Origin of the sequence: Allobosea sp. BE125 (assembly GCF_031456075.1) — a bacterium.
Taxonomy (GTDB): domain Bacteria; phylum Pseudomonadota; class Alphaproteobacteria; order Rhizobiales; family Beijerinckiaceae; genus Allobosea.
In genome coordinates this window covers 171272-184879 of the sequence record NZ_JAVDTY010000004.1, presented here as the reverse complement: position 1 = coordinate 184879, position 13608 = coordinate 171272, and the positions used below count along the sequence as shown (strand labels likewise).

Here is a 13608-nt window from a genome sequence, read left to right as displayed (position 1 = left end):
GGCGCCGCACGGCGCACACGCCTAGCCAGAACGCGACAGGGAGCGTTGGCGCGCTCCCGCGGACAGGGCTGCCCAGATGACCACCGCCCCCACCTCTTCCGGCCCCGTGATGGGTGCGCGCGAATGGCTCCTGCTGCTGGCGCTCTCGCTGCTCTGGGGCGGCTCCTTCTTCTTCGGCAAGATCGCCGTGGCGGAGTGGCCGCCTCTTGCCGTCGTGCTGTCCCGCGTCAGCCTGGCGGCGGCCGTGCTCTATCTCGTCTTGCGCATGCGCGGGCTCGACATGGCGGTCGGCCGCCGGATGTGGCTCGCCTTCTTCGTCATGGGCTTGCTCAACAACCTCATCCCGTTCTGCCTGATCTTCTGGGGCCAGACCCAGCTCCAGAGCGGCGTCTCCGCGATCCTGAACGCCACCACGCCGGTCTTCGGCGTCATCGTCGCGCATCTCTTCGGCAGCAATGAGAAGGCGACCCCGCTCAAGCTCGCCGGCGTGCTGGCCGGGCTCGTCGGCGTCGGCATCCTGATGGGCCCCGATGCGCTCAGCGGTCTGGGCGGCGCGCTCCTGCCGCAGCTCGCCTGCCTGGGTGCCGCCCTGTCCTATGGTTTCGCCGGGCTCTATGGCCGGCGCTTTCGCGATACGCCGCCGCTGGTGACGGCGGCGGGCCAGCTCAGCGCCACAACCGTCATGTCGCTCCCGCTCGTCCTGATCTTCACCCCGCCCTGGAGCCTGCCGACGCCGTCCTGGACGGCCGCTGCCGCGCTGGTCGGGCTCGCCTTGATCTCGACTGCGCTCGCCTATGTGATCTTCTTCCAGATCATGCGGCGGGCGGGCGGAAACAACGCCATGCTCGTCACCTTCCTGGTGCCGGTCAGCGCCATCATGCTCGGCGTCGGCCTGCTCGGGGAGACGCTGCTGCCGCGGCATCTCGCCGGCATGGCCGCGATCTTCGCCGGTCTCGCCCTGATCGACGGCCGGCTTTTCCGGCGCAGGCCGCAATTGGGTGCAGCGCGCTGATTGCAGCCAAGGTATTATTGCCGAAAGATTATGAATTCCTCTAGAGTCGCTTTCGCGACCAGAGCCGCTAGAGGCATGAGGATAGCGGCTGGAAGATATCGAAAAACGATACGCCAGAGGGGGAGCAGACGAGCGCCATGGATGTCAGGCAACTGCGATGTTTCATCGCGGTGGCAGAGGAGTTGCATTTCGGTCGCGCAGCCGAACGGCTTGGACTCGCGCCACCCGCTCTTTCCCGCCAGATCAGCGCACTGGAAGATGGTCTCGGGGTCGCCCTGTTCACGCGCACCACGCGCCAGGTCGCGATGACGCGCGCCGGGCTGATCATGCTGGAGGAGGCCAAGGGCATCCTCGTCAAGATGGAGCACGCCTCGCGCGCCGTGCGTGGAGCCTCGCTCGCCTCGGGCAAGGTCCTGCGCGTCGGCGCGATCGACGCCGCCTCGTCGAGCTTCGTGCCCGAGGCGCTGGCCTATTTCCGCGAGCAGCATCCCGGCGTCGAGATCAAATTCGTCGAAGCGATGACCGCCCCGCTGATCCAGATGCTGGAGGCCGGCAAGCTCGATCTCGCTCTGACCCGCCCGCCGCGCAAGCCCACCGACTGCGCCTTCGAGATCCTGCGCGTCGAGCGGCCGCTCGTCGTCCTGAGTGAGCAGCACCCGCTGGCGGCGCGCGACCATCTGACGATGCTCGACCTCGTCGGCGAGCCCTTCATCGTTCCCTCCAAGCGCAGCCGGCCCTTCGCCTATGATCTGGTGATGGCCTATTTCGAGAGCGTCGGGGCCGTGCCCAACGTCTCGATCGAGGCCACCGAAAAGCCGGCGATGATGTCGGCCGTGGCCGCCGGACTCGGCATGGCGCTGGCGCCCGACTGGGTCTCGCGCCTGAGCTTTCCCGGCGTCACGATGCGCCGCCTGCGCGGTGCGCTGCTCGACCCGCCGCCACCTGGCGCGCTGGTCGGCGTCGCCTGGCGGCCGCAGCAGAAGCTCAGCCCACGCGACGACTTTCTCGCCATCCTTCGCGAGAGCGTCACCTTGATCGACGAACGGCATGTTTTTCCGTTCGTCATATCGCCACCCAAGATGAAACGCAGCGCCCGCGCCGTCGGGCCGTCTACCGGAGGAGCCTGATGAGTTTGAACCCTATCGAACGGGCGCAGGGCCTGCGCATTCGCTCGCAGCAGGACATGGCGGCCGGCCTGTTCATGGTCGCGCTTGGCGTCTTCGCCTTCCTGCTGTCCGGCGACCTGCCTCTCGGTAGCCTTCGCCAGATCGGGCCGGGCATGCTGCCGAAATCCTTTGCGGTGATCTGCGCCGCGCTGGGCCTGATGCTCTCGCTCGCCTCGCTGCGCTACAACGGTGAGAAGCTGACGGGCTGGGCCTGGCGTGGCGTCTTCCTCGTGCTCGGCGGAGCCTGCCTGTTCGGGCTCGCCATCCGCGGCTTCGACATCGGGCCGATCCATATCCCGCAGCTCGGGCTGCTCGTCGCAGGACCGCTGGTCATCCTCGTCTCCGGCCTCGCCGCCGACGACATGAAATGGAAGGAGCTGATCATCTTCGCCATCGCGATGACGACCGCCTGCGCCCTGCTCTTCAAATACGCGCTCAGCCTGCCTATTCCGCTGGCGCCCTGGCTCCTGGGGATCTGACACGATGGACATGATCGCCAATCTCACGCTCGGCTTCGGCGTCGCGCTCTCCCTGCAGAATCTGGCCCTGTGCTTCGCCGGCTGCTTCATCGGCACGCTGATCGGCGTGCTGCCAGGCGTCGGGCCGATCGCCACCATCGCGATCCTGCTGCCGATCACCTTCGGCGTCGATCCCGTCGGCGCGCTGATCATGTTGGCCGGCATCTATTACGGCGCGCAATATGGCGGCTCGACCACGGCGATCCTGGTCAACATCCCGGGCGAGGCGACCTCCGTCGTCACCACGCTGGACGGACACCAGATGGCCAAGCAGGGCCGCGCCGGCGTCGCGCTCGGCGTCGCCGCGCTCGGCTCCTTCTTCGCCGGTTGCGTCGCGACCCTGTTCATCGCCGCACTCGGCGCGCCCCTGACCAAGCTCGCTTTGCTCTTCGGTCCGGCGGAATATTTCTCGCTGATGGTGATGGGCCTGTGCTTTGCCGTCGTGCTGGCGCGCGGCTCGATCCTCAAGGCCTTCTGCATGATCATGCTGGGCCTGCTGCTCTCGACGGTCGGCACCGACCTCGAAACCGGGCAGGAACGCCTGACCTTCGGCTTCCCACCCTTGTCTGATGGCATCGACTTCGCCGTGCTCGCCATGGGCGTCTTCGGCTTCGCCGAGGTGCTGCGCAATCTGGAGAACCCCGAGGCGCGCGACGTCGTGAAGGCCAAGATCGGCCGGCTGCTCCCGGACTGGAGCGAGATCAAGCAGTCGATAAACCCGGTGCTGCGCGGCACCTTCATCGGCGGCATCCTCGGCATCCTGCCGGGCAATGGCGCGGTGCTTGGCCCCTTCGCGAGCTACACGATCGAGAAGAAGCTCGCCAAGGATCCCTCGCGCTTCGGGCGCGGCGCGATCGAGGGCGTCGCCGGTCCCGAATCGGCCAATAACGCCGGCGCGCAGACCGCCTTCATCCCGCTGCTGACGCTCGGCATCCCGCCCAACGCCGTGATGGCGCTGATGGTCGGCGCGATGACCATCCACGGCATCATTCCCGGCCCGCAGGTCATGACCAAGAACCCGGAGCTGTTCTGGGGCATGATCGCCTCGATGTGGATCGGCAACCTGATGCTGGTCATCATCAACCTGCCGCTGGTCGGCGTCTGGGTGAAGCTGCTGCAGGTGCCCTATCGCCTGATGTTCCCGGCGATCCTGATCTTCTGCTGCATCGGCATCTACTCGGTGAACAACCAGCCGGTGGACGTCGCCTTCACCGCGATGTTCGGCCTGTTCGGCTACCTCTTGATCAAGCTCGGCTTCGAGCCTGCGCCGATGCTGCTCGGCTTCGTCCTGGGCAAGCTGCTCGAAGAGAAGATGCGCCAGGCGCTGATCATCTCGCGCGGCTCGTTCATGACCTTCGTCGAGCGGCCGATCTCGGCCGGCTTGCTGATCGTCGCCGTGGTGGTCCTGGCGATCGCGCTGCTGCCTTCGATCTCGAAGAAGCGCGACGAGGTCTTCACCGAATGACGGGGTTGCTGGAACGTCTCATTCAATCCAGCGTCCACGCAAGAATCTCAAGGGAGGATCATCCATGAAGAAACTGACACTTGGCTTGGCGGCCGCCGCGATCACCGTGGCGCTCGCCGGCGGTGCCCTGGCTCAAACCTATCCGACGCGCCCGGTCACCATGATCGTGCCGTTCGCCGCCGGCGGGCCGACCGACATCATTGCGCGCATCGTCGCGGACCATATGTCGAAGACGCTCGGCCAGCAGCTCGTGATCGAGAACGTCGCCGGCGCCGGCGGCACCACCGGCATCGCCCGCGCGGTTACGGCTGCGCCCGACGGCTACACCATCGCGATGGGGCATCTGGGCACGTTCTCGGCTGCGCCTGCGACCTATCCCGGCCTGAAATACGACCCGATCAACGGCATGCAGGCCATCGGTCTCGCAGGCGGCACGCCGATCCTGATCGTCGCCCGCAAGACTTTCGAGCCAAAGGACCTGAAGGAGTTCGTGACCTATGTGAAGGCGAACTCCGAGAAGGTGAACGAGGCCCATGCCGGCCTCGGCTCCGTCTCCTGGACGACCTGCACCCTGCTGAAGGCGCAGCTCGGCGTGCCGAAGATCAACGCCGTCGCCTATCGCGGCACCGGGCCGGCGCTGAACGATCTCGTCTCCGGCCAGGTCGACTTCATGTGCGACCAGATCGTCAGCGTCGCCGAACAGGTGAAGGCCGGCAACATCAAGGCCTATGCGATCGCCTCGAAGCAGCGCTCGCCAGCCCTGCCCGACGTTCCCACCACTACGGAAGCCGGGTTGCCGGAGTACCAGATCGAGGCCTGGAACGGCATCGCCGGTCCCAAGGGTCTCCCGAAGGACGTCGTCGATCGTCTGGTCGCCGCCCTCGACAAGGCACTGAACGACGAAGGCACCAAGAAGCGCCTGCTCGAGCTGGGCACCGTGATGCCGACCGCCGAGGAACGCACCCCGGCCGGTTTCGCCGCCCTGATCAAGCGCGACGCCGAAAAGCTCAGCCCGGCCTTGTCAGCCGCGCCGAAGTAACGGCCCGAAACAGGCGAGATATGAAACGGCGGATCCCCGGATCCGCCGTTTTTCGTTTGTGCCAGAGCCTTTCGTGAGCGCCGTGACGCATTGATATCATGGCGCTTTCGCCATTCCGGTTGCGGATATTCATATCTTGTTACCCAGATTTTTCGGAACCGCGCCGGGAGCCACCCGTTTCCTTCCCGAACGTTCTCTTGGAAGGAGAAAAACCATGTTCAAGAAGCTTGCTCTTATCGCCGCGATCGCCGTCACTCCCGCAGTGGCTTTCGCCCAGCAGAACCCGCAGGGCGCCCAGGGTGGCGCTGTTAGCGGTGGCGCCACCGGCGCGGTCGGCGGAGCCATCGTCGGCGGCCCGGTCGGAGCGGTTGTCGGCGGCGTCGGTGGCGCCGTGGTCGGCGCGATCATCGGCGACCAGACTCCCCGCTTCCGGCAGTATGTCGTGGAGCAACGCGTCCCGTCCTACACCTATGATGAACCGGTCGTCGTCGGCACGGTCCTGCCGTCGGATGGCGTGGTCTACCGCGAGGTGCCGCGCGAATATGGTGCGACCGAATATCGCTACACGGTCGTGAACCAGCGCCCTGTTCTGGTCGACCCGCGCACACGCCGCATCGTGCAGGTCATCGAATGATGTAGTGCGATCCGCTCGACGATCGCGCCATTGCCGGCCTGATCGTCATGACGAATCGTCGGCCCGCCCCGGAAACGGGGCGGGCCAATTTCATGTCTGAGAGCCATTTTACCTTATCGCGTGCCAAACATCCGGTCGCCGGCATCGCCCAGGCCCGGCACGATATAGCCGTGTTCGTTCAGCTTCTCATCGATCGCCGCCGTCCAGATCCGGACATCGGGATGGGCGCCGCGAAAGCGTTCTATGCCTTCGGGCGCCGCCAGCAGGCAGACGAAGCGCAGATCCTTGGCGCCGCGCTCCTTTAACCGGTCGATCGCCGCAACCGCCGAATTCGCCGTCGCCAGCATCGGGTCCATCACCACCACCATGCGCTCGGCGATGTCGGAGGGGGCCTTGAAATAGTACTCGACCGCCTGGAGCGTGTTGGGGTCGCGGTAGAGCCCGATATGGGCGACGCGGGCAGCTGGCACCAATTCCAGCATGCCGTCGAGGAAGCCGACGCCGGCGCGCAGGATCGGCGCGAAGACCATCTTCTTGCCCGCGATGATCGGCTGCATCGACTTCGTCAACGGCGTCTCGATCTCGGTCATCTCCATCGGCAGGTCGCGCGTGACCTCGTAGCAGAGCAGCATGCCGATCTCGTTGAGGAGCTGGCGGAAGCTCTTGGTCGAGCGATCCTTCTCGCGCATCAGCGTCAGCTTGTGCCGCACCAGCGGGTGGTCGACGACGGTGACGCCGTCCTGGCTTTTGGTCATTCTGTGTGCCCCTATTGCCTCGTCTCAAGCCGTCATTGCGAGCGTAGCGAAGCAATCCAGAGCGGCCGTGCTCTACGATTCCTGGATTGCTTCGCTACGCTCGCAATGACGGCTCCCTGGTTCAAAATACGGTGCCGTCGCTGATGATCGTCAAGGGCGGACCGCCATCCCCGCGCTTCTCGCGGGCGATGCGCCGGCCGGCGGCCCAGGTGCCGCCCTCCAGCACCTTAGCCAGCGGCAATTCCTCGGCCGTGCGCCCCAGGCGCTTGCGGATCAGCATTCCGATCTCGTCGAGCAGCGCCACGGTCAGCGCGCGCCATTCGACGACCAGCGCCGAGCCGACCTCATGGGCGCGCGTCGCATCGCTCTCGTCCTTCAGCGCGATCACGCCGCAATCCAGGAACAGCCCGCCATTGCGATATTCGGGCAGGCCGGTGAGGTCATCGATGTCGATCACCGCGATCCCGGCCCATTGCAAGGGCTCGATCAACGAATAGGACAGCCATTGCGAGAGCTTATGGAAGGGCACCAGCCCGGCCGTCGGCTCGGCCTGCGCGATCAGCGGATGTCGCCAGGTGTCGCCCAGCGCGACGCCGGCGACCGTCAGACGCGACGGCCAGATGCCGCCGAAGGTGGAGAGAACCTCCGTCAGGATATGCCCGGCGCGCAATGTGCCGGTCTCGGCGGCGCCAATGAGCCGGTCGAACAGATCGCCGGGACGCTTCAGGCCCTGGCGCTCCAGCTCCTCGCCGAGACGATTCATCAAGGCCGCGCGGCCCTCGACCGCGAGCAGCGGATTGCCGGGGCCGGCCTGGAAGCCCTGCGCCAACGCCGCGACATCGAGCCGCTTCAGCGCGGCCGCGTCGACGCGCAGCGGCTCAGCCGGATCGCTGGAGAACAGGCCAGCCGCAAACATGTCGAGCGAGGCCAGCGCCAGCCCCTCGGAGCGGCCGATCGACTGCCCCGAGACGGCATCGCGGTAACGCCAGTCCGGTCCGGCTCCTGCATCGAGCAGCGCGCTGACCACGGCGAGATCATAGGCCGCGCGACCGCGCGCGCCGGCATCGCGAAAATGCGCGGTCAGGTCGAGCACGCTCCAGCGATCGACGCCGGCCACGCTGAAATGCCGCCAGCGGGCATGGAACGGGATGTCGAGCGTCGGGTAATTCGCCTTGATCGTGTCGAGGACATAGTCGGCGCAGGCGTCGAGCCGCGCCGCATCGACGCTGAAATGCAGGAGCTTTCCGGCCAGGCCGAGCTCCAGCATCTCCTGCGCGCGGGCGCGGACTGCAGCAGGCTTGAGCAAGGCGCGGACGGCGTCCGTATTCTGGTCAGACATGGAGCGGCTCAGAACTTGTCGAGATCGCGACCGACCGTCGCCTTCAGGGCGTTGTCGCCGGGCGCGCCGTCGGGCGAATAATAGCCCGCCGCCTTCTTGGCCTCGATCTCGACCGAGGCGTCGGGCGGCACGAGCTCGGGCGGGATCGCGACGCGCTCGCCGATCTCGATGCCGCTCTCCACCATGGCATCGTATTTCATGTTCGACATCGACATCAGCCGGTCGATCCTGGTGACGCCGAGCCAGTGCAGCACATCGGGCATCAATTGCTGGAAGCGGGCGTCCTGGACGCCGGCGACGCATTCGGTGCGCTCGAAATAGGTCGCAGCGGAATCGCCGCCCTCCTGGCGCTTGCGGGCGTTGTAGACGAGGAATTTCGTGACCTCGCCCAGCGCCCGGCCCTCCTTGCGGTTATAGACGATCAGGCCGACGCCGCCGCCCTGCGCCTCCTTCACCGCCTCCTCGATGCCGTGCACGAGGTAGGGCCTGCAGGTGCAGATGTCCGAGCCGAAGACGTCCGAGCCGTTGCACTCGTCATGGACGCGGCAGGCGACGCTGCGCTTGGGGTCGGTGATCGCGGAGACCTCACCGATGATGTAGCAGGTGATCGACCCGATCGGCGGCAGGAAGACGCGCAGATCAGGCCGTGTCACCAGTTCCGGGTACATGCCGCCGGTCTGCTCGAAGAGCGTGCGGCGCAACTCCTGCTCGCTGGTGCCGAAGCGCTCGGCGATGCCCGGCAGATGCCAGACGGGGTCGATCGCGATCTTGGTGACGCTGATATCGCCGGATTTGTGCAGGATGTGCTCGTCGGGGCTGAGCCTGTGTCCTGCCATCGCGGCGAGGATTTCGGGCAGGTTGAGCCTCGCCTTGGTGATGGCGATGGTCGGACGGATGTCTATGCCCTCGCCGATCCACTGGCCGAAATCCTGCGCGACGCGATGGCCGAACGGGTCCATCGAGACGATCCGACCCGGCGCGAACCATTGCGGCTGCGGCGCGATCTCGGCTGTCGGATAGGTGTTGGTCAGGTCCGGGCGCTGCGAGGGGTTCATGGCGCGGGCCGAAATGGCGAGCGCGCGATAGACCGAATAGGAGCCGCCATGGGCGCCGATGACGTTGCGGTCTCCCGGCGCCGTGGTCGAGGCGATGACCGGGCCGCGCTCGGCCGGGCTGGCTGCGCCCCATTGGATCGGAAAGCGCGTCGCGGCGTTGCCGGGCTCGGGATGCGAGGTCAGGCGGATATGGGTCGTGCGGTTCTGCGAGTTCATCGCGGGTATCGCCCTGCAAATAGGAAAGGGCCCCGGGACGCAATGCGTCCGGGGCCCTCTGGACCTATGAAAATGTGGCTCAACGCAAGCGCGGCGTCAATCGGGGCGTAATTCCCGGGCAGAGCCCTCGGGCCCAGCCTTTAGCCGGCCCAAGGACAGGCTCCGCAGAAGCCCGGGAATCTCCGGCAAGAGATGCTCGGGTCTTCACCCGAGCATGACGCGATACGATCAGAAAATGGCGAGGTAACGCAGCAGCGAGATGATGCCGATGACGATGACGATGATCTGGACGACGTTCTTGATCTGCGCATCGAGCGGCAGCATGCGCACGAGATAGAGCACAAGGCCGATGACGAGCACCGTGATGAGCAGCGAAATAAGGATGGACATGATTGAAATACCTTGTCGCGGCCGAAAACTGGCCCCCCGGAGCCCGTGCCACGACGCATTCGCGCCACGTCAGCCCCGATGACAGAACGTCGCAGGGTGGGAATAGGTTCCCGAGCGCCTGGCCCGTTATCCCCGTTCCCGACAGGCGCGGGGAACCCTCTCCTGTAAGGAGAGGGCAGGGTGAGGTGTCGGCCGTTCGACCAGTTGGGCTCGGCAATACAGCGGGCGGGTCTCGGCTATCACGTCCAGGGGCCTACACGTCACCCCTGCCCCTCTCACTGAACCCGGGTATACCCGGGTTCAGCATTCAGAGTGTCGAAGTCGGGTAGACCCGACTTCGATTCAGGAGAGGGGTTCCCCGCGCTGAACTCAGCCGGCAATACGCCCGAAATCCGCAACCGCGCGGGTCGCTACGCGGAGCTGGTTGAGCAGCTTCAGGCGGTTGATGCGCAAGGCGGGGTCGGGATCGTTGACCGTGACCTGGTCGAAGAAGGCGTCGACCGCCGGGCGCAATTCGGCCAGCGCCGCCATCGCGCCCTCATAGTCTTCCTTCGCCACGGCAGCGGCGGCTGCGGGCGTCGCGTTCGCCAGAGCGACGGCCAGCGCCTTCTCCTCGATCAGACCGGCGCCCGCGATCAACTGGAGATCGGCCGCGCCAGCGAAAGCCCCCTCGCCGTCCTTCTTCTCCTCGGCCTTGAGGATGTTGGCGGCGCGCTTGTAGCCGGCGAGCAGGCTCTTGCCGTCCTGCGTCTCGAGGAAGCGGGCGAGCGCCGCGACGCGATGAGTGATGAGCAGGAGGTCGTCGCTTCCTTCTCCCCTTGGGGGAGAAGGTGTCTGCGAAGCAGACGGATGAGGGAAGGACGAGCCTGACGTCCCCTCATCCGTCATCGCTGACGCGATGCCACCTTCCCCCCCGAGGGGGGAAGGGGAGCCAGCGAGCACGGCATCGACCAGATCATGCCGCGCGCCCTGGTCGCGCAGCATGACCTTCAGGCGGTCGTGGAAGAAGGAGAGGAGGTCGATCGTCTCCACCCGCACGCTGCGCTCGCCAAACAAATGCATCGCTGCACCTTGCGCTTGAATCCCGCCCTTCGGTTTTGACCTTTGGTCGATCTTTCCTGCCTGCTGTTCTAGTGCGTCGATCAATGGCAGCCGCACCCCGTTCTCAACCACCAGCCTGATCACCCCCAGCGCCGCGCGACGCAACGCATAGGGGTCCTTGCTTCCGGTCGGCTTCTCGTCGATCGCCCAGAAGCCGACCAGCGTGTCGAGCTTGTCGGCGAGCGCGACTGCGACCGAAACCGGATCGGCCGGGACGCGGTCGGAGGGGCCGAGCGGCTTGTAATGCTCCTCGATCGCGGCGCAGACGCTGGGATGCTCGCCCTGGAGCTCCGCATATTTGCGGCCCATCAAACCCTGCAATTCCGGGAATTCGCCGACCATTTCGGTCGGCAGATCGGCCTTGGCGAGCTTGGCCGCGCGCTCGGCGAGGTCGGGATCGGCCCCGACGATCGGCGCAAGCTCGCGCGCCAGCGCCGCGATGCGCTGGACGCGCTCACCTTGCGTGCCAAGCTTTGCGTGGAAGACGACGCCGAGCTTGTCGAGCTTGGCCATGCGCTGGTCGAGCGGCTTCGCCAGCTCGAGCCCGAGTTTTTCGGCGCTCTCCTTCAGCGTGTCGAGATCGGGCAGATCGCCCTTGTCGGTCGCGAAGAAATAGGCGGCGTCGGAGAGGCGGGCGCGCACGACGCGCTCATTGCCGGCGGTGATGACCTTGCCGCCATCGCTGGCGACGAGATTCGCGGTCAGCAGGAAGCGGTTGGCGAGCTTTCCTTCTCCCCTCGGGGGAGAAGGTGTCTGCGAAGCAGACGGATGAGGGAAGGACGAGCCTGACGTCCCCTCATCCGTCATCGCTGACGCGATGCCACCTTCCCCCCCGAGGGGGGAAGGAGAACTAAGCACGAAGCATTTCTGGTTGGCGCGGATGGTGGCGCGGATCGCCTCGCCGGGAATTTCGAGGAAGCGCTCCTCGAAGGAGCCCATCAGCACGACCGGCCATTCGACCAGCCCGGCAACCTCCTCCAGCAAACCCTCATCCTCGACCAGTTCGAGCCCCTGCGCGAAGGCGAGCGTGCGGGCGTCGTTGAGGATGATCTCCTTGCGCCGGTCGGCATCGAGCACGACCTTCGCCTTCTCCAGGCTCGGCACGTAATCGTCGAAGCGCTTGACCGTGATAGCACCCGGCGCATGGAAGCGATGGCCGTAAGTGATGTTGGAGGAGACGATGCCGTCGACCTCGAAGGGAACCACCTCCGGCTCCTCGGTCTCGGCCCCGAAGGTGCAGAGAATCGCGTGCAATGGGCGCACCCAGCGCAGGCTCGCGCCGGCCGCCGACGCAGCGCCCCAGCGCATCGATTTCGGCCAGGGGAAGCCGCGGATCACCGCGGGCACGATCTCGGCGATGGCCGCAACCGTCTCCTGCCCCGGCTTCTCGATGATGGCGACGTAGGAATCACCCTTTTTGGGGTCGCTGATGATCGTCGCCTGATCGAGCGAGGTAAGCCCAGCTGCCTTGAGGAAGCCCTGGATCGCGGCCTCGGGCGCGCCGACGCGCGGCCCCTTGCGCTCCTCGCGGACATCGCGGCCGCGCACCGGCAGGCCGGCGATGTGGAGCGCGAGCCGGCGCGGCGTGGCGAAGGCTTTCGCACCCTCATAAACAAGGCCGCGCTCGACCAGCGCATCGGTGACGAGCTTCCGCAGATCCTCGGCCGCCTTGCGCTGCATGCGGGCGGGGATCTCTTCGGAGAAGAGTTCGAGCAGGAGATCAGGCATCAGTTGGCTTCCACGCCGGAGTTGGCGCCCCCGCCGGCCGTCTTCAGCCAGGCGGCGCCGCAGGCTTTCGCCAGTTCGCGGACACGCAGGATGTAGCTCTGGCGCTCGGTGACCGAGATCACGCCGCGCGCATCGAGCAGATTGAAGCTGTGGCCGGCCTTGAGGCACTGGTCATAGGCCGGCTGGACCATGAGATGGCGCTCGCCGCTCTCGCCCTTTTCGAGCAGGGCCCGGCATTCGGCCTCGGCCTCGGCGAAGCGCCGGAACAGGGCGGCCGTGTCGGCATGCTCGAAATTATAGCGCGAATACTCCTGCTCGGCCTGGAGGAAGACCTCGCGATAGGTGACCTTGTCGTCGCCTTCGAGCCCGTTGAAATTGAGCTCCATGATGCTCTCGACATTCTGCAGATAGCAGGCGAGGCGCTCGAGGCCGTAGGTGAGCTCGCCCGAGACGGGCGCGCATTCGATGCCGGCGACCTGCTGGAAATAGGTGAACTGGCTCACCTCCATGCCGTCGCACCAGCATTCCCAGCCCAGCCCCCAGGCACCGAGCGTCGGGTTCTCCCAATCATCCTCGACGAAGCGGATATCGTGCAGCTTCATGTCGATGCCGATCGCCTCGAGCGACTGCAGATAGAGCTCCTGCAGGTTCGGCGGGTTCGGCTTCAGGATGACCTGGAACTGGTAGTAATGCTGCAGCCGGTTCGGGTTCTCGCCATAGCGACCATCCTTGGGCCGGCGCGAGGGCTGGACATAAGCCGCGCGCCAGGGCCGCGGCCCGAGCGAGCGCAGCATCGTGCCGGGATGGGAGGTGCCGGCACCGACTTCCATGTCATAGGGCTGGAGAATGACGCAGCCGCGCTCGGCCCAGAAGCGCTGCAGGGTCAGCAGCAGCCCCTGGAAGGAGCGGGTCGGGTTCATCGCATCGGGCAGAGTGGCAGAAACAGCCAAGGCTTGGGCCTTCCGAAAGATCGTGGATCGGCGCGTGCATAGACCATGATCCGTGAAAGTGGAATGCGGTTTTCGAGCAGGTTTTGACCTAACTCATTGGCGAAAGACGGATTCGCCGGCTAAAATCTTTTGGCTTGCACCAATTTTTCCGCCGAATCCGCTGCTCCGCCCATGCATGGCGCGGGAACCTCGACAGACAGCTTTCGTTCATGCAGGAGGAGCTAGGATTTCTTTGCCCGT

The 13608-nt window shown here is 65.9% G+C and carries 12 protein-coding genes; 6 read left to right on the top strand and 6 right to left on the bottom strand.

Annotated features, from left to right (window positions below):
• Positions 1–76 precede the first annotated feature (76 nt).
• The 6 genes from J2Y55_RS11665 (at position 77) to J2Y55_RS11640 (ending at position 5834) form a co-directional block, all read left to right on the top strand.
• Positions 77–1012 (top strand): DMT family transporter, encoded by a 936-nt coding sequence (locus tag J2Y55_RS11665; protein ID WP_310152573.1) that lies wholly within the window; start codon positions 77–79, stop codon positions 1010–1012.
• Between the two features lie 137 nt (positions 1013–1149).
• Entirely contained in the window at positions 1150–2139 is a 990-nt protein-coding gene (locus J2Y55_RS11660; RefSeq protein WP_310152569.1) for a LysR family transcriptional regulator, read from the top strand.
• Positions 2139–2657, top strand: coding sequence for a tripartite tricarboxylate transporter TctB family protein (locus J2Y55_RS11655; protein ID WP_310152566.1), 519 nt, complete (start codon positions 2139–2141; stop codon positions 2655–2657). The genes J2Y55_RS11660 and J2Y55_RS11655 overlap by 1 nt, the downstream gene beginning before the upstream one ends.
• A 4-nt stretch (positions 2658–2661) precedes the next feature.
• The gene (locus tag J2Y55_RS11650; RefSeq protein ID WP_310152564.1) at positions 2662–4161 is read left to right on the top strand and encodes a tripartite tricarboxylate transporter permease; all 1500 of its coding nucleotides are present in this window, start codon (positions 2662–2664) and stop codon (positions 4159–4161) included.
• Positions 4162–4225: 64 nt separating this feature from the next.
• Positions 4226–5200 carry a tripartite tricarboxylate transporter substrate-binding protein gene (locus tag J2Y55_RS11645; RefSeq protein ID WP_310152563.1) on the top strand — a complete coding sequence of 325 codons (975 nt, stop codon included), beginning with the start codon at positions 4226–4228 and terminating at the stop codon, positions 5198–5200.
• A 214-nt stretch (positions 5201–5414) separates the two neighbouring features.
• Complete coding sequence (locus J2Y55_RS11640) at positions 5415–5834, top strand: DUF1236 domain-containing protein (RefSeq protein ID WP_310152561.1); 420 nt, start codon at positions 5415–5417, stop codon at positions 5832–5834.
• 113 nt (positions 5835–5947) lie between these two features.
• On the opposite strand, the gene upp is transcribed toward J2Y55_RS11640, so the two are convergent.
• The 6 genes from upp to J2Y55_RS11610 all read right to left on the bottom strand — a co-directional run bounded on the left by upp (position 5948) and on the right by J2Y55_RS11610 (position 13338).
• Positions 5948–6589 (bottom strand): uracil phosphoribosyltransferase, encoded by a 642-nt coding sequence (gene upp / locus J2Y55_RS11635; protein WP_310152556.1) that lies wholly within the window; start codon positions 6587–6589, stop codon positions 5948–5950.
• Between the two features lie 121 nt (positions 6590–6710).
• Positions 6711–7928, bottom strand: a complete 1218-nt coding sequence (locus J2Y55_RS11630) for a URC4/urg3 family protein (protein ID WP_310152553.1) — start codon at positions 7926–7928, stop codon at positions 6711–6713.
• Positions 7929–7936: 8 nt separating this feature from the next.
• A complete protein-coding gene (locus J2Y55_RS11625) occupies positions 7937–9199 on the bottom strand; it encodes a GTP cyclohydrolase II (protein WP_310152551.1) in 1263 nt (420 codons plus the stop codon).
• A 228-nt stretch (positions 9200–9427) separates the two neighbouring features.
• Entirely contained in the window at positions 9428–9589 is a 162-nt protein-coding gene (locus tag J2Y55_RS11620; RefSeq protein ID WP_092169472.1) for a Thivi_2564 family membrane protein, read from the bottom strand.
• 369 nt (positions 9590–9958) lie between these two features.
• Positions 9959–12418, bottom strand: coding sequence for a glycine--tRNA ligase subunit beta (gene glyS, locus J2Y55_RS11615; protein ID WP_310152546.1), 2460 nt, complete (start codon positions 12416–12418; stop codon positions 9959–9961).
• Entirely contained in the window at positions 12418–13338 is a 921-nt protein-coding gene (locus tag J2Y55_RS11610) for a glycine--tRNA ligase subunit alpha (RefSeq protein ID WP_404978899.1), read from the bottom strand. Before J2Y55_RS11610 ends, glyS begins: the two co-directional genes overlap by 1 nt.
• Between the last annotated feature and the right edge of the window lie 270 nt (positions 13339–13608).